Annotated in this window: 14 protein-coding genes; 10 read left to right on the top strand and 4 right to left on the bottom strand. The window is 34.5% G+C overall.

Features of this window, described 5'->3' with window-relative positions:
- Window positions 1–35: 35 nt before the first annotated feature.
- The 3 genes from FND99_RS15925 to FND99_RS15915 all read right to left on the bottom strand — a co-directional run bounded on the left by FND99_RS15925 (window position 36) and on the right by FND99_RS15915 (window position 2,358).
- Window positions 36–599, bottom strand: a complete 564-nt coding sequence (locus FND99_RS15925) for a 2'-5' RNA ligase family protein (protein ID WP_144338932.1) — start codon at window positions 597–599, stop codon at window positions 36–38.
- 23 nt (window positions 600–622) lie between these two features.
- Window positions 623–937, bottom strand: a complete 315-nt coding sequence (locus tag FND99_RS15920; RefSeq protein WP_144338931.1) for a hypothetical protein — start codon at window positions 935–937, stop codon at window positions 623–625.
- A gap of 488 nt (window positions 938–1,425) precedes the next feature.
- Window positions 1,426–2,358 carry an alpha/beta hydrolase gene (locus FND99_RS15915; RefSeq protein ID WP_144338930.1) on the bottom strand — a complete coding sequence of 311 codons (933 nt, stop codon included), beginning with the start codon at window positions 2,356–2,358 and terminating at the stop codon, window positions 1,426–1,428.
- A 369-nt stretch (window positions 2,359–2,727) separates the two neighbouring features.
- Here FND99_RS15915 and FND99_RS15910 point away from each other — a divergent pair, with 369 nt between their 5' ends.
- From FND99_RS15910 to FND99_RS15870, 9 genes are all read left to right on the top strand, one after another.
- On the top strand, window positions 2,728–4,197 hold the full coding sequence (locus tag FND99_RS15910) for an MFS transporter (protein WP_144338929.1): 1,470 nt from the start codon (window positions 2,728–2,730) through the stop codon (window positions 4,195–4,197).
- Between the two features lie 45 nt (window positions 4,198–4,242).
- Complete coding sequence (locus FND99_RS15905; protein WP_144338928.1) at window positions 4,243–5,559, top strand: MFS transporter; 1,317 nt, start codon at window positions 4,243–4,245, stop codon at window positions 5,557–5,559.
- Between the two features lie 98 nt (window positions 5,560–5,657).
- Complete coding sequence (gene kduI / locus FND99_RS15900) at window positions 5,658–6,497, top strand: 5-dehydro-4-deoxy-D-glucuronate isomerase (RefSeq protein WP_144338927.1); 840 nt, start codon at window positions 5,658–5,660, stop codon at window positions 6,495–6,497.
- A 1-nt stretch (window position 6,498) separates the two neighbouring features.
- Entirely contained in the window at window positions 6,499–7,290 is a 792-nt protein-coding gene (locus FND99_RS15895; RefSeq protein WP_144338926.1) for a gluconate 5-dehydrogenase, read from the top strand.
- A 25-nt stretch (window positions 7,291–7,315) separates the two neighbouring features.
- A complete protein-coding gene (gene uxaC / locus FND99_RS15890; protein ID WP_144338925.1) occupies window positions 7,316–8,719 on the top strand; it encodes a glucuronate isomerase in 1,404 nt (467 codons plus the stop codon).
- A 182-nt stretch (window positions 8,720–8,901) separates the two neighbouring features.
- Window positions 8,902–9,924, top strand: coding sequence for a sugar kinase (locus FND99_RS15885; RefSeq protein ID WP_144338924.1), 1,023 nt, complete (start codon window positions 8,902–8,904; stop codon window positions 9,922–9,924).
- A gap of 9 nt (window positions 9,925–9,933) precedes the next feature.
- On the top strand, window positions 9,934–10,605 hold the full coding sequence (locus tag FND99_RS15880) for a bifunctional 4-hydroxy-2-oxoglutarate aldolase/2-dehydro-3-deoxy-phosphogluconate aldolase (RefSeq protein ID WP_144338923.1): 672 nt from the start codon (window positions 9,934–9,936) through the stop codon (window positions 10,603–10,605).
- Between the two features lie 215 nt (window positions 10,606–10,820).
- Window positions 10,821–12,269 (top strand): tagaturonate reductase, encoded by a 1,449-nt coding sequence (locus FND99_RS15875; protein WP_144338922.1) that lies wholly within the window; start codon window positions 10,821–10,823, stop codon window positions 12,267–12,269.
- An 18-nt stretch (window positions 12,270–12,287) separates the two neighbouring features.
- Window positions 12,288–13,907, top strand: a complete 1,620-nt coding sequence (locus FND99_RS15870; protein ID WP_144338921.1) for a UxaA family hydrolase — start codon at window positions 12,288–12,290, stop codon at window positions 13,905–13,907.
- Between the two features lie 224 nt (window positions 13,908–14,131).
- Here the strand turns inward: FND99_RS15870 and FND99_RS15865 are convergent, their stop codons facing one another.
- On the bottom strand, window positions 14,132–15,160 hold the full coding sequence (locus FND99_RS15865; RefSeq protein WP_144338920.1) for a LacI family DNA-binding transcriptional regulator: 1,029 nt from the start codon (window positions 15,158–15,160) through the stop codon (window positions 14,132–14,134).
- 288 nt (window positions 15,161–15,448) lie between these two features.
- Between FND99_RS15865 and FND99_RS15860 the strand changes: the two genes are divergently transcribed.
- The gene (locus FND99_RS15860) at window positions 15,449–16,888 is read left to right on the top strand and encodes a glycoside hydrolase family 28 protein (protein ID WP_144338919.1); all 1,440 of its coding nucleotides are present in this window, start codon (window positions 15,449–15,451) and stop codon (window positions 16,886–16,888) included.
- Window positions 16,889–16,924: the final 36 nt, after the last annotated feature.

Raw genomic sequence — 16,924 nt, 5'->3', positions numbered from 1 at the left:
AGGTTTCAAGTTTCTGGTAGTTCTGCTCTTTCCGGTTAAAAAAGACTTCCTTGAACGAATTCCGGTTCAGGATTACTTCCAAAAGAAAAAGCATCAATTACAAAAAACTGTTTTTTAACGGGATCAAATTCTCGCAAAACAATCTTGTCGCACAAAAACTGAAGATCAATTGTGGTAAAAAGTTCAGAAGCTATTTTTGTATTTTCGGGTGTTAATCTTCTTCCAATTGACAAATGAGGATTGTCACTTTTTTTAAGATTTTGGGATTTCAAAGTCTCATGAATTTTTCTCATTATAGGAACAAGATTATTTTCTGAATCTTCTGTTGTGCCAATAAAAAAAGCACCGCTGTTTGGATAAGAATTGAAATGATTTAAATAGACTTGAAAAGGTGTAAAAGCATCAGCAGTTTTAGAAAGCTTTTTTTTGATGAAAGGAAGTTGAGATTCTTCAATCTTAAATTCGCAAATTGTAATATGCGCAACGGAATTGCAACTGTTAAACCAGCCAATTTTACTTTTTAAATAATCCTTCATTAGTTTGATTGCATCAATAACATTATCGGAAGGATGAATTACAACTGAGTACGTTTTTTCCATTTTTGGAGCTTTGAATTACAAATTTAAAGCTTTCCTTTTAAATACAATCGATGCATAATTTCCGATTTCAATAAACCGCTTCCGCCTCCAAAATGTTCGATTACTTCAACATCGGGTTGTTGTTTTAGGCAAAAAGCTGTAAAATCTTTTTCAATGTGATCTTCAATTCCAGAGCTCAAAAGCACAAAGTCGATTTTATGATTTTCGAAATATTTCTGAGCTTCGGTCTCATTATTAAACGCAACCGCATTCCAGTTTTCATCAGCATTTACTAATCGAAGCAAAATGGCTAAAATCGCTTCATTTTTTCCAAGTAATAAGAATTCGAGAGTTTTCATATTGATTTAGTTTTCAAAGCAAATTTATCGGTATATAATGGATTTCAACTTAATCTAGAATAAGAAATTATGTAAAGAGAAAGTTAAATTTAAGTTTTTTTAATTTTTTCGTTTTTCTGCTTTTATGCCTTATGTATTCATTTTCAATATGTTATATAAAAAGCTAAAATACAGATTTATTAATTTATTGAAATTTTTTGTTATAATGAGGAAAACCGTAATGTTTTCCTGTGTTGGCTGGGTAAATTTGCTTCATAGAAATCGAAAATTAAGATGTTTTTGCCTTTTTAATCATTCTTAAAATATTTCTATGAATTATTACTAGTTTTTGGAGAAACAAGTTTTAGAAGTTTGACTATTCATTTGATCGTGGGTACATTGTATAAATTTGCAAGATAAATACAATAAGTCAAAATTTTTACGGGTTTTTAGATTTGGTTGTACGTTAACTAATCTAAAAACCCTTTTTTTTGTTCGTTTTAAAAGTTTTAAAAGTAGCCATGACTTTTAAGCCATTCTTCGCAATCTTTTGTCCAATTTTTACTTGTGTCTTTTGCGCCTAAACCAAATCCGTGTCCGCCATTTTCATACAAATGTAACTCGCATGTAACTGAATTTTTTTTGAGTGCCAGATAATAATTGATACTGTTTTCTGGCAAAACGGCGTTATCGTCTGTGGCATGCACTAAAAAAGTTGGAGGAGTCTGAGCTGTCACTTTTTTATCATTCGAAAAAGAATCAATCAAAGCCTGCGATGGATTGTTCCCTAATAAACTCGTTTGAGATCCCTTGTGCGTAATGCCGTTTTCCATAGAAATCACAGGATAAATTAAAAGCGAAAAATCGGGGCGAGCACTTGCTTTATAAGCCGATTCATATGTTTTGTCATCATAATGCGTCGCCAAAGTGGAAGCCAAATGACCGCCAGCTGAAAATCCGATTGTACCAATTTTTGAGCTGTCGATATTCCATTTTGAAGCATTTTCGCGTACATAACGAAGGGCCTCTTGAGCATCCTGCAAAGGTCCAATATTTTTGTTTTTCATAATCAAATCGCTTGGAAGACGGTACTTTAAAACAAAAGCCGTAGTTCCTAAGCTATTCAGCCAGTTAGCGACTTTTGTTCCTTCTTTATCCATTGATAAATGCGAATAGCCTCCGCCAGGAAAAATAATTACAGCTGTTCCATTTGGCTTGGCATCTTTTGGTGTAAAAATGCTTAAAGTAGGAATTGTAACAAAACCTGTACTTTGAAGAATTCCGTCTTTTGCAATTGGTTTTTCTTGGTAATCTGCTGCAATGATTTCATCTGGAATTTTGTCCCATAACGGAATAGTTTGACTTTGTGCTTGAAGTTGATTATTAGCTAATGTGAACAAAACGAGAATGATAAGTGATTGAATGTTAAAAAAGGCTTTCATTTTTTTTGATTTATGTATTTGATTTGGTTGTATTTTTAAGGAAAATAATTTTGATGAGCCAGAGTTTAAAGTTTCTTGATTAAGGGACAATTTTAGCACTTTAAACGGATGAATTTAGCACATTGCTATTTAACAAATATATTGTTTAATGTGTAATATTGTGCTATTTTTTTTAATTGATATGTTTATTTAACGTGATAAAATAATTTTTTATATAATTTATTTGGATTATAAAGATTAAAAACTATATTTGTGCAATCGATTACATTAATTTGTTTTATTTGTATTAAATCATTGTTTTTTAGTGCTTTTAAATTCGAATTGAGAGGTAAAGCTAACTAACTAGAAAACATAATTTTTACAGTAACCATGAGCCAAAAAGAATCAGTAACTATTAGCCAAAATAACAAATCACTAGGGAAATACCGTTGGAGCATTTGTGGATTGCTATTTTTTGCAACTACAATCAATTATCTAGACCGTCAAGTGCTATCGCTGACTTGGAGCGATTTTATTGCGCCAGAATTTCACTGGACGAATAATGACTACGGAAATATTACGGCATTATTTTCAATTTTTTATGCGATTTCGCTTCTAGTTGCAGGACGTTTTGTTGACTGGATGGATACAAAAAAAGGATTTCTTTGGGCAATCGGAATCTGGTCAATAGGAGCTTGTCTTCATGCATTTTGCGGTATAGCAACTTCAGGAATTCTTACTGGAAATTGGTTATTAGGTTTTGGAGGTTCAAAAGAAGTGATTTCATCAATAAGTGATACTTCGTTGGTAATCAGCGTGAGTGTCGATTTATTTATTTTTGCGCGTTTTGTTTTGGCGGTTGGTGAAGCAGGAAACTTTCCGGCTGCAATCAAGACAACAGCAGAATATTTCCCAAAGAAAGACCGAGCTTTTGCAACTAGTATTTTTAACGCTGGAGCAACAGTGGGAGCTTTAGCAGCGCCGGTTACAATTCCGTTTATTGCTAAATCTTTTGGTTGGGAAATGTCTTTCATCATCATTGGTGCATTAGGTTTTATCTGGATGGGATTTTGGCTTTTTATGTATGATAAACCGGAAAGACATAGAAAAGTTTCTGTAGAGGAATTGGCTTATATTCAGCAAGATGATTTTGCCGACAGTCAAGTAGAAGGTTTTGTTCCAGAAACTTCTTCTAAAGTATCTCTGGCAGAATGTTTTAAATACAAACAAACGTGGGCATTTGCGTTTGGTAAATTCATGACAGATGGTGTTTGGTGGTTCTTTTTATTCTGGACGCCAGCCTATTTAAGTTCGGTTTACGGAATGGATTCTACAGAAGCTGCATTGCCATTATTTGTTCTTTATATGATCACATTATTATCAATCATTGGAGGATGGCTTCCTACTTATTTTGTGGATAAAAAAGGAATGAATCCGTATGAAGGAAGGATGAGAGCAATGTTGATTTTTGCATTTTTTCCATTATTAGCCTTGATAGCACAGCCGTTAGGATATATTAGTTATTGGATTCCGGTAATTATCATCGGTATTGCGGGTGCGGCGCATCAATCTTGGTCGGCTAATATTTTTACAACCGTAGGAGATATGTTTCCTAAAAAAGCGATCGCAACCATTACTGGAATTGGTGGTTTAGCAGGTGGTTTAGGATCGACTTTGATCAATAAAGGATCAGGAGTTTTGTTTGATTATGCTAAAGATACTAATATGCTTTTTATGGGATTCAAAGGAATTGAAGCTGGATATTTCATCATATTTTCAATCTGTGCAGTTTGTTATTTAACAGGCTGGCTGGTTATGAAATCATTGGTTCCGAAATACAGCCCAATTACAGATCTTTAAAAAGATTTTATACTGACTAACCAACCTTAAACCAAAAACTAAATCATGAACCAAGCTAATGCAGCAATAGGAAAATACCGCTGGACGATTTGCAGTTTAGTTTTTTTTGCGACGACTGTCAATTATTTAGATCGAAATGTAATAAGTTACCTTCGACCTTTTTTGGCAGAAGCTTTTCATTGGACGCCTGAGCAAGAGGTTATTGATTATTCAAATATTGAGTTGGCATTTAAAATTGCATATGCGATGGGAATGCTTGTTGCAGGTGGAATTATCGACAAACTAGGAACAAAACTTGGTTATGCGATTGCGACAGGTTTATGGAGTTTGGCAGCAATTGGTCATGCGTTTGCAACAGGAACAGGAGGTTTTTTAATTGCGCGTGTTTTTCTTGGTGTTACCGAAGCTGGAAATTTCCCAGCAGCAATTAAAGCTACGGCTGAATGGTTTCCGCAGAAAGAAAGAGCTTTGGCGACAGGGATTTTTAATTCTGGAAGTAATATCGGAGCGATTATTGTACCGCTTACGGTACCTCATATTGCAGAAAAATATGGTTGGCAATGGGCTTTTATTTTAACTGGAATTGTTGGGTTTATTTGGCTTTTGTTATGGTTTTTACTGTACGAAGTGCCTCAAAAACAAAAACGTTTATCACAAGCTGAGTTAGAATACATTACTTCAGACCAAGTTGCAGTTGTTGAAGAAGATGCAACAGAAAAAGTTTCATGGATTAAGCTGCTTTCATTTCGCCAAACTTGGGCTTTTGCTATCGGCAAATTACTTACTGATCCAGTTTGGTGGTTCTACTTATTCTGGCTTCCTGACTTTTTGATGAAACAATATAAACTTACAGCAACCGAAATTATCTGGCCTTGTGCGCTTGTATATATGATTGGAAGTGTTGGAAGTATTGGCGGAGGTTGGCTTCCGTTAAAATTAATCAATAATTATTGGCCGGCTTATAAAGCTCGTAAAACAAGTATGTTGCTCTATGCGTTTGCAGTTTTGCCGGTTTTATTTTCACAATACCTTGGAGCAATAAATATGTGGTGGGCCATTTTAGTTATTGGTTTAGCAGTTTCGGCGCATCAAGCTTGGAGTGCCAATATATTTACAACGGTTTCAGATATGTTTCCTAAAAAAGCCACAGCATCTGTTACCGGAATGGGAGGAATGTTCGGAGCACTTGGCGGTATTTTGCTTACCTTACTGGTTCAAAAAAACATGTTCGTTTATTATACTAAAATCGGTAAAATAGAAACGGGATACTTTATTATGTTCTGCATTTGCGGAGGCTCTTATTTATTGGCTTGGTTGATCATGCATATATTAGTGCCGAAGATGAAAAAAGTAGAATTATAACGAAATTTTGCTTTAACTGAAATATTTTTTGGTTTCAATTATGGTATTTCAATATAAAAAATTAAATTTGTGCAATCGATTACATTAATTTAGAAATTATGACAAAATATAGTTCAAGATACGCATCAAGCCCTGAAGCTGTAAAAAAATATGACACGCAACAATTAAGAGAAGAATTCTTAATTGACGACTTAATGCAGGAAGATGAAGTGGTGTTGGTTTACTCTCATTATGACCGATATATTGCTGGATCAGCAGTTCCTGTAAAAGAAGATTTAGCTTTAGAAACAATTGATCCGTTAAAAGCGCCTTATTTTTTAGAAAGAAGAGAATTAGGAATTATCAATGTTGGAGGAAGCGGTTCTGTTGTTGTTGAAGGAACTACATATGAATTAGGTTTTAAAGATGCTTTATATATTGGAAGCGGTAATAAAGAAGTAGTTTTCAAAAGTACTGATACTAAAAATCCAGCTAAGTTTTATCTTAATTCAGCGCCAGCGCATACAACTTACCCGACGGTAAAAGTAAGTTTGGCTGAAGCAAATAAATTAAACTTAGGCGCAATGGAAACAGCAAATCACCGTACAGTAAATCAAATGATTATTGGAAGCGTAGTTACAACTTGCCAATTGCAAATGGGAATGACAGAATTAAACCCTGGAAGTGTTTGGAACACAATGCCGGCGCACGTACACGATCGTAGAATGGAAGTGTATTTTTATTTGGATATTCCAGAAAACCAAGCGGTTTGTCACTTTATGGGACAACCGCAGGAAACTAGACATATCTGGATGAACAATCATCAGGCAGTTATTTCTCCGCCTTGGTCAATTCACTCAGGTTCAGGAACTAGTAATTATACTTTTATCTGGGGAATGGCAGGTGAGAATTTAGATTATGGAGATATGGATGTTTGTAAAATCACAGATTTAAGATAAGATGACAAATTTATTTGATATAAAAGGAAAAGTTGCTTTAATCACAGGAAGTACACACGGTCTGGGAATGGCAATGGCAAAAGGATTAGGACAAGCGGGAGCAACGATTGTTGTAAACGGAAATTCTTCTCAAGAAAAAATTGACAACGCTGTTAATGAATTAAAAAGTGAAGGAATAAATGCTGTTGGATATAAATTTAATGTAACCGAAGAAAAAGAGGTTGCAGAAGCAGTTCAAAAAATTGAAAAAGAAGTTGGTCCAATTGCTATTTTAATCAATAACGCTGGGATCATTAAAAGAATTCCGCTTCTAGAAATGGAAGTTGCTGATTTTAGAGAAGTAATTGATATTGATTTAGTGAGTCCGTTTATTGTTTCGAAACATGTTGCAAAAGGCATGATCGAAAGAAGACAAGGAAAAATCATCAACATTTGCTCAATGATGAGTGAGTTGGGTAGAAATACAGTTTCGGCTTACGCTGCTGCAAAAGGAGGCTTGAAAATGCTGACTAAAAACATGGCAACAGAATGGGCAAAATACAATGTTCAAATCAACGGAATTGGGCCTGGATATTTTGCTACAGAACAAACAAAACCTATCAGAGTTGACGGACATCCGTTTAATGATTTCATCATCAGCAGAACTCCTGCAGCAAAATGGGGTGATCCGGGTGATTTGGCTGGAGCTGCGATATTTTTATCTTCAAAAGCCAGTGACTTTGTAAACGGTCATATTTTATATGTTGATGGCGGTATTTTAGCAACAATCGGGAAACCATCAAACGAAGAATAATTCTCAATTTTTATTTAAAGAAGACATGAGCGCGAATACATTCATAAACGATAATTTTTTACTAGAAAATAAATTTGCTGAAGAATTATATCATAATTATTCTAAAAACCAGCCAATTATAGATTACCATAATCACTTAAATCCGCAGTTTATTGCCGAAGACAAAATCTTTGACAACATTACGCAAGTTTGGATTAATGGTGATCACTACAAATGGCGCGCAATGCGTACATTAGGAATCAACGAGCAATTTGTAACAGGAAACGGATTTGATAAAGATAAATTCTTAAACTGGGGAAAAACGGTTCCGTATACAATGCGTAATCCTTTGTATCACTGGACGCACTTAGAATTGGCTCGTTATTTTGATATTTATGATCTTTTGAATGAAAAATCGGCTGAGAAAATTTATATCGAAACTACTGAGAAAATAAATTCGCCAGCTTATAGCACGCAAAATCTTCTTAAGAAAGTAAATGCTGAATTAGTTTGTACTACAGAAGATCCAATTGATAGTTTAGAGTTTCATCAAAAACTAGCTCAAAATCCAATTGGAACAAAAATGAGTACTGCTTTCAGACCTGATAAAGCGATTTTAATTTCAAACGACGGATATAATGCCTATGTTGATACTTTGGGAGAAGTATCGGGTATAGAAATCAATACCTATGCTGATTTGCAAGCTGCATTGAGAAAAAGAATTGAATTCTTTAACGCTAATGGATGTAAATTAAGTGATCATGGTTTAGACCAAATTTATTTTGAAAATTTCACTGAAAATGAGGTAAGTGCAATTTTCAAAAAGAAAAGAGAAAACGGTGTATTGTCTTCAGAAGAAGCATTGAAATTCCAAAGCGCTGTTTTATTATTCTTGTCTGAAATGTACCATGAATTTGGATGGGTTCAGCAATTTCACTTAGGCGCTTTAAGAAACAACAATGCGCGCATGCACAGAATTTTAGGTCCTGATACAGGTTGGGATTCTATTGGAGATTATCCGCAGGCGCAAAAATTGTCAAGCTTTTTAAATGCTTTAGACAGTAAAGATAAATTGTCAAAAACGATTATCTACAATTTAAATCCTGCTGATAATGAAGTGATGGCAACTATGATTGGAAATTTCAACGACGGAAGCGTTCGCGGAAAAGTACAATTTGGTTCTGGATGGTGGTTTTTAGATCAGAAAGACGGAATGACAAAGCAATTGAATGCGCTTTCAAACATGGGATTAATCAGCTGTTTTGTTGGAATGTTGACAGATTCTAGAAGTTTCTTGTCGTTCCCAAGACACGAATATTTCAGACGTATTTTATGTAATCTTCTTGGAGATGAAATCAAACGCGGCGAACTTCCAAATGACATGGAATGGATTGGAAAATTAGTTGCTGATATTTCATACAACAACGCTAAAGAATATTTTAAATTTTAAAAAGTTTTTTGAACCATTAAGGTATTAAGGAAATTAAGTTTTGAGCTTAAAATTAATTTTTAAGAATAAAAGATGATGAAGTATAAATGCTTAATAAACTTAATTTTTTTAAGTATAGAATTTAAAAACGCAAAACTTAATTTTCTTAATATCTTAATGGTAAATAATAAAAAATATAAATAATGAGTAGAGTAGTTGCATTTGGAGAAATCATGTTGCGTTTATCGACAGAAAGGCATTTACGTTTTTCGCAATCAACAGCATTTGGTGCTACGTACGGAGGCGGAGAATTTAATGTGGCTGTTTCTTTAGCTAATTACGGTGTGAATGCTGAATTTGTTACCAGATTGCCTGAAAATGAAATTGGTTTTTCTGCATTAAAGGAAATCAGAAAAATGAATGTCGAGTCTAAAAACATTGTTTATGGAGGAGAACGTTTAGGGATCTATTTTCTTGAAACAGGTGCAGGAACACGCGGAAGCAATGTAGTTTACGATCGTGCCCACAGCGCAATGTCGACCATTCAAAAGGGGCAGGTTGACTGGGACAAAGTTCTGGAAGGTGCTGAATGGTTTCATTGGAGCGGGATTACGCCAGCGATTTCTGAAAGTGCCGCTGAAGCTTGTTTAGAAGCGATTAAAGTGGCTCATAAAAAAGGAATTACCATTTCTTGTGACTTAAATTATAGATCAAAATTGTGGCAGTATGGAAAAACGCCAAGCGAGGTAATGCCAGAAATGCTGAAATACAGCAATGTTATTTTAGGAGATATTGACACAGCTTATTTTATGTTGGGAGTGCCTAAAGTAAATCCGAATTATCAGGACGAAAAAACGCTTCCAGCTGTATATGATAAATTGTTTGAATTGATTCCGAATCTTAAAATTGCCGCAACGACGCTTCGTTATTCTGTAAGTGCTTCACACCAAAGAATTGGAGGAATTTTATACGACGGAAAAGCAATTCATAGCGCAGCTGTTAAAGAAGTTACTCCTGTTGTTGACCGTGTAGGAAGTGGAGATGCATTCATGGGGGGATTGATTTATGGTTTGCTGGAATATCAAAATAATAATCAGAGAGCATTGGATTTTGCCGTAGCAGCTTGCTGCTTAAAGCATACAATTGCCGGTGATTATAACTTGGTGACATTGAAAGAAGTTGAAAATATGATTGATGGCGATGGTTCGGCATTAGTATCAAGATAAAAAATAAAAATGGCAAAATACTCAAGAATTGAAGTAGCACAGCAGATGAAAGAAAACGGAATGGTTCCGTTGTTTTTTCACTCTGATATTGAATTAAGCAAAAAAGTACTGAAAGCTTGTTATGATGGTGGTTCACGTTTAATGGAATTTACAAGCAGAGGTGATTTTGCGCATGAAGTTTTTGGTGAATTGAACAAATATGCTTTGGCAGAATTGCCAGGAATGATGCTTGGAGTTGGTTCTATAACTGATGCGGCTTCGGCTTCACTTTACATGAGCTTGGGTGCAAATTTTATTGTAACTCCGGTTTTTAGAGAAGATATTGCAATTGCCTGCAATCGTCGTAAAGTTTTGTGGTCGCCAGGCTGCGGAACACTTACGGAAATTGCCAGAGCGGAAGAATTAGGTTGCGAAATTGTAAAATTGTTCCCAGCTGATATTTATGGACCAGAATTTATAAAAGCGATAAAAGGACCTTGCCCATGGACGAACATTATGCCTACAGGCGGTGTTTTCCCAACGGTTGAAAGTTTGAGTTCTTGGTTAAATGCAGGAGCTACTTGTGTAGGTCTTGGTTCGCAATTGATTTCAAAAGATATACTTGATAAACAAGACTTTGCAGGATTACAGTCTAAAGTAAGCGAAGTTTTGGAGATCATCAAAAATATTAAAAATAAATAAGGAATAATCATACCAGTTCCTTATTTGGCATGCGGTTTTTTTTAGAGTTTTAGATGTTGTAATTGAACATTACGCTTGCAAAATAAATCTTGTCACTCCTCACAGCAAGATTTATTTTACTCTTTCAGGTGTAATGTTTCTTTTACAATATCAACCCCAAAAAATTAAATAAGGTATTTTAAAGTGGTTATTTATAACGCTCAAATGAATTAATAATGGAAAAAATTAACAGATCGAATACGGAGTTTTCACAAAAACTTCCAATAAAAATAGTGCAGTTTGGAGAAGGGAATTTCTTGAGAGCTTTTGTAGAATATGCTTTTCAGGAATTAAATAAAAAAGCAGATTTTAATGCTGGAATTGCAGTTGTACAGCCTATTGATAGAGGATTGGTGAATATGATCAATGAACAGGATGGTCTGTATACCTTATTCATGAAAGGTGTTAAAAAAGGTGAGGAAATTCAGGAGAAAGAATTAATTACAAATATTGTAAAAGCGGTTGATCCTTATGCTTCTTTTCAGGAATTTTTGGCTTTGGCCAAAGAAGAAACTTTAGAATTTATTATTTCTAATACAACAGAAGCGGGAATTGAATACATCGCATCTGATCGTCCTTCAATGCAACCTCCGGTTTCTTTTCCTGCAAAATTAACCGTACTTTTACATGAAAGATTTAAGCACTTTAATGGTGATAAATCAAAAGCTTTAACAATTATTCCTTGTGAGTTAATTAATTATAATTCAGATACTTTAAAGGAAATTGTGTTGAAATATTGCGATGATTGGAATCTGGAAGCAGCATTCAAATCATGGTTGACAGAAGATTGTTCTTTCCACAATACTTTAGTGGACAGAATTGTTCCGGGTTATCCAAAAGATCAAATCGAGGAATACAATAGCCAGCTTTCATATAAAGATGACTTGATTGTAAGTGCCGAAAGTTTCTTTTTATGGGTAATTGAAGGTGATGATAAATTAAAAGCAAAACTTCCGTTTGAAAAAACAGATTTAGATGTAAAAATTGTTGCAGACATGCAACCGTACCGTACTCGTAAAGTTCGAATTTTAAATGGAGCGCATACTGCAATGGTACCGTTTTCATTACTTTACGGAAACGAAACTGTAAAAGAAACTGTTGATAATGCCTTTACAGGTGAATTTGTAAATAAAGCAGTTTTTGATGAAATCAACGAAACTTTGAATATGGACAAAGCGGAATTGGCAAGTTTCTCTGAAGAAATTTTAGACCGTTTCAGAAATCCTTTCATCAAGCATTTATTGTCTTCAATCGCATTGAATTCAATTTCTAAATTTAAAGTTCGTGTATTGCCTAGTTTGACAGGATATGTTGATGTTTATAAAAAACTTCCAGCTCATTTAACTTTTGCTTTCGCAGCCTTAATTCGTTTTTACAAAGGAACATGGAAAGGTGAAAATCTTCCAGTTCAAGACAGTGAGGATATTGTTACGTTCTTCAACGGACTTTGGACATCAGATGATTACAATAAAATAGCGAGACTTACTTTGCAAAACAAAAATTTCTGGGATGAAGATTTGACTGAGATTCCTTCATTAACAGATGCAATTGCAAAAGCTTTAGAAGAAATTGATGCAAATGGCGTGGAGCAAGGCTTCATCAATTTTCAAAAACAATTAAATTAAGAATTACATACGATAGTTATGGCAACTCAAAAAAAATTAATAAAAGTCAACCCAGCAGATAATGCAATTGTCGCTTTGACCGATTTGGTACAAAACGAACAAATTATGTTTGAAGGAACCACTGTCTCACCAACAACTGATGTTAAAGCAAAACATAAAATCACTGAGAAAGATTTTGCAATTGGTGATGATGTTATAATGTACGGCGTTTTGGTTGGAAAAGCTGCTAAACCTATAAAAAAAGGAGAAGTAATTACCACCGAAAATGTAAAACATGAAAGTGAAAAAGTTTTTGGTAAAAACGGAAATTTAGGTTGGACTCCACCAAATGTAGATCGTTGGAAAGACAAAACTTTCAACGGATACCACCGTACAGATGGACAAGTTGGAACCAAAAACGTTTGGTTGTTTTTTCCATTGGTTTTTTGCGAAAACAAAAATATCGAAAAGTTGAAAGATATTTTTGAAAACGAATTAATGCCCAAAAAAGAAGTTTCTTATAAAAATTTATTGCGCTCTTTAATTGAAGAAAAAAGCGTAGAAGAAGTTGCTGAGAGAAATAGAAATGAAAATCTTTTAGATAATATAGAAGTGAAATTCATCAATCATCAAGGTGGTTGTGGCGGGATTCGACAAGATTCAGAATTGTTGGCAAAACTGCTTGCAGGATATGTGAACAATCCAAATGTTGCAGGTGCAACTGTTTTAAGTTTAGGTTGCCAAAATTTGCAGGTTGATATTTTTAAAAAGGCATTAAAAGAAATGAGTCCGAATAGTGATAAAGAAATTTTGATCTATGAGCAACAACAAATTGGAACTACTGATCAAATGTTTCAAATGGTGATTAAAGATTCTTATGAAGCCATTAAAAGAGCCAACAAAATTGAACGCAAACCTGCTCCTCTTTCAAAACTAAGTATTGGTTTGGAATGCGGAGGATCCGACGGATTCTCAGGAATTTCTGCAAATCCAGCATTAGGAGTTGTTTCAGATATTTTTGCAGCTTTGGGAGGGAAAACAATTTTGGCAGAGTTTCCAGAATTATGTGGCGTTGAGCAAGAATTGATGAACCGATGCGTGGACGAAGAAAAAGCAGATAAGTTTTTAACTTTAATGAAAGCTTTTGAAAAATCAGTTGTAGATGCAGGTTCAGGGTTTGATATGAATCCATCTCCCGGAAATATCAAAGACGGATTAATTACAGATGCAATGAAATCTGCTGGCGCAGCTAAAAAAGGTGGAACTTCACCTGTTGTAGATGTTTTAGATTACGGAGAATATATTTCAAAACCAGGATTAAATCTTTTAAATACGCCAGGAAATGACGCAGAATGTACCACAGGATTGGTTGGATCAGGCGCAACAGTTGTTTTATTTACCACAGGTCTAGGAAACCCGATGGGGAATCCGATTGCACCCGTTGTAAAAATTTCTTCGAACACGGCATTAATTAATAGAATGTCTGATATTATAGATGTAAATGCCGGAACGGTAATTACTGGTGAAAAAACCATTACCGAGGTTGGAGCAGAAATAGTAGATTACATTATAGAATTGGCGAGTGGAAACGTGGAAACAAAAGCAGACCAGTTGAAACAAGATGTATTTATTCCTTGGAAAAGAGGAGTTTCTTTGTAGTTTTTTAGGCTTAAAGGAAGAGAGATTAAAAGATTAAAAGATTAAAAGAATCAAAGATTAAAAGATTCAAAGTTTTATATGTAGAGACGCACAGCAGTGCGTCTTTTTTTGCTCGGGTCTCCTTTCAATCGAAATGACAAAAAAAAAAGCAACTCCTATAAGAGTTGCTTTTTTTTTGTAACTTATGTCTCTTGAACTTATATAACTTATATGGTAAAAAAAAATTAAAAGTTTGTTCTCGAAGAAGACTTGCGAATGTGTAATTCTGGAGCAAGAACCACCTTTTTTTCAATTTTGATGGTATCGGTTTTATCGACTTGTTCCAAGAAAACTCGAGCCGACATTTTTCCCATTTCAAGTGGTGACTGATCAACAGAAGTAATAGATAATTCCATGAATTTAGTAAAAGGCTCATTACTGAAACCTGCAACACAAAACTCGTTAGGAATGCTGATATTTCTTTCTTTCAGTTCTTGAATCGCTCCTAAAGCGGCAAAATCACTGGCAGAAAATAAAGCATCTGGAGGTGTATCTAGTGCTAATAAAACATCAATTGCTTCTTTTCCGGCTTCAACGCTACTTTTGGTGCGAATAACATATTCTTCCTTGAAAGTCAGGCCGTTGTCTAATAATGCTTGTTTATATCCTAAAAATCTGTTTTTGAAAATTTCAAGCGATTGATCTCCTGAAAAATGCGCGATTTCACGGCATCCTTCATTTATTAAATGCTTGGTTGCTACATAACCGCCTTTGAAGTCATTAACTGTTACAGAACTTACTCCGTCAATATGTTTGCTACGGTCAAAAAATATCAAGGGTACGTTTTTTTCCAAAACATAATGAAAAGCGCCGTCATTTTCGTCGGTAACATCAGTAACCGACATCATAATCCCGTCAACCTGAGCATCAATCAAGGTGTAAAGGTTTTCATTTTCTCTTTTCGGGCTCTCGTGTGTCTGGCAAATAATTACCTGATAACCATGCGGATGAAGTTCCTCTTCAATTCCCCTGATAACAGATGCGAAAAAGTTGCTGTCGATACGAGGAACAATAACACCAATATTATTGCTTCTTCCACTCTTTAAGGCTAAAGCAAGTTTGTTTTGCTTATAGTTCATGGATGCAGCGGTTTTAATAACTAGTTCCCTTGTGCTTTCTTTTATTTTTGGGTTGTTGTTTAAAGCTCTGGAAACAGTGGCAGCAGTGATATTCAATTTCTTGGCAATATCATAAATAGTTATTTTTTCGCTCATTCAAAAAGGTTTTCAGAATTAATTTTAAGACAAAAATACATTTTTTTTATATATCTCAATATTTTTTGTTATCGATTACATAATTAATAACTAAAACGTTTGCAACTCGACAATGGCAAAAAATTATGCGTTTTTTTAGCATAACCGTAAATATAATTGCAAATAAAAATTAAATATATAAATTATTTCTAAATAAATTTGTTCTGTCGAAACAATTTTTATACTTTCGTGTAATCGATTACATAATACATGGCGATTTATTTGCCTAAACAATTAATTACTGCGTAAATGATTACAAATAAGTCTATAGCATTAAAATCAGTTTCGATTATTGGAGTATTTTCTTTGATGCTCTTTTCGTGTGGAAAACAAGTTTCGAACGTTTCTGAGACAGATCCATGGAAAAACATGGAAATGATTATAAAAAGTATACCGGAAACGCACTTCATAAACAAGACCTATAATATTAATGATTTTGGTGCTGTTGCAGACGGAAAAACAATGAACACGCTTGCATTTGAAAAAGCAATTAAAGAATGTGCTGCAAATGGAGGAGGAAAAATTTTGGTTCCGAATGGTAAATATTTGACTGGGCCAATTCATTTAGAGAGCAATGTTAATTTGCATTTAGAGGATAAGGCCGAAATTCTTTTCAGTACTAATTCTAAAGATTATCCGCTTGTTCATACTTCATGGGAAGGAACAGAATTAATGAATCATGCACCACTTATTTCTGCAAAAAATAAAACGAATGTTGCTATAACAGGAAAAGGAACTTTAAACGGACAAGCAAACAATACAACTTGGTGGCCATGGTGCGGGAGTAAAAGATTTGGTTGGGACAAAGGTCAGCCTTCACAACATGATCCTTTAAATCGCGATAATTTGGTTGAAATGGCAGAAAAGAATGTTCCGGTTGCTGAACGTGTTTTTGGCGAAGGCCATTATCTGCGTCCTAATTTTATTGAGTTTTTTGAATGTAATACGGTTTTGGTTAAAGATATCACAGTTATCAATTCGCCTTTTTGGATTTTACATCCTTTAAAGACAAATAATATAATTATTGACGGTGTAACGGTAAATAGCCACGGACCAAATAACGACGGCTGTGATCCTGAATATTCTCAAAATGTAATTATTAAAAACTGCACCTTTAATACTGGCGATGATTGTATTGCGATTAAATCGGGACGTGATGCAGATGGACGAAGAGTGGGAATTCCGAGCAAGAATATCATTGTTCAAAACTGTAAAATGGTTGATGGGCATGGCGGTGTTGTAATGGGAAGCGAAATTACTGCTGGTGTGAACAATGTTTATGTTGAAAATTGTGTAATGGACAGTCCGGAATTGGAGCGCGCTATCAGAATCAAAACAAATTCGAAACGCGGCGGAACGACAGAAAATATTTTTGTTAGAAATATTGAAGTGGGAACTGTAAAAGAATGTGTTTTAAGAGCGACAATGTTTTATGATATTTATGGTAGCCAAGTTGGAAATTATATTCCGACAATTAAAAATATCAGCCTTGAAAATGTCAAGGTCAAAAATGGCGGAAAATTTGGGATTTTAGCTGATGGCTATGCAGAATCGCCAGTTGAAAACATAACATTTAAAAATGTTGTGATTGAAAAAGTAGATTCGGTTTATTCTCTAAAAAATGTAAAAAGGGTGAATTTCATCAACACGTACATCAACGGGAAGAAAATGGAATCGATTAAAAACTAAACCACTTAATTTACTTTTATAACCAAACCAATTTGT

Source organism: Flavobacterium daemonense (assembly GCF_007341385.1).
GTDB classification, from domain to species: domain Bacteria; phylum Bacteroidota; class Bacteroidia; order Flavobacteriales; family Flavobacteriaceae; genus Flavobacterium; species Flavobacterium daemonense.
The sequence above is the reverse complement of the archived record's forward strand: the minus strand, read 5'-3'. Positions and strand labels throughout refer to the sequence as shown.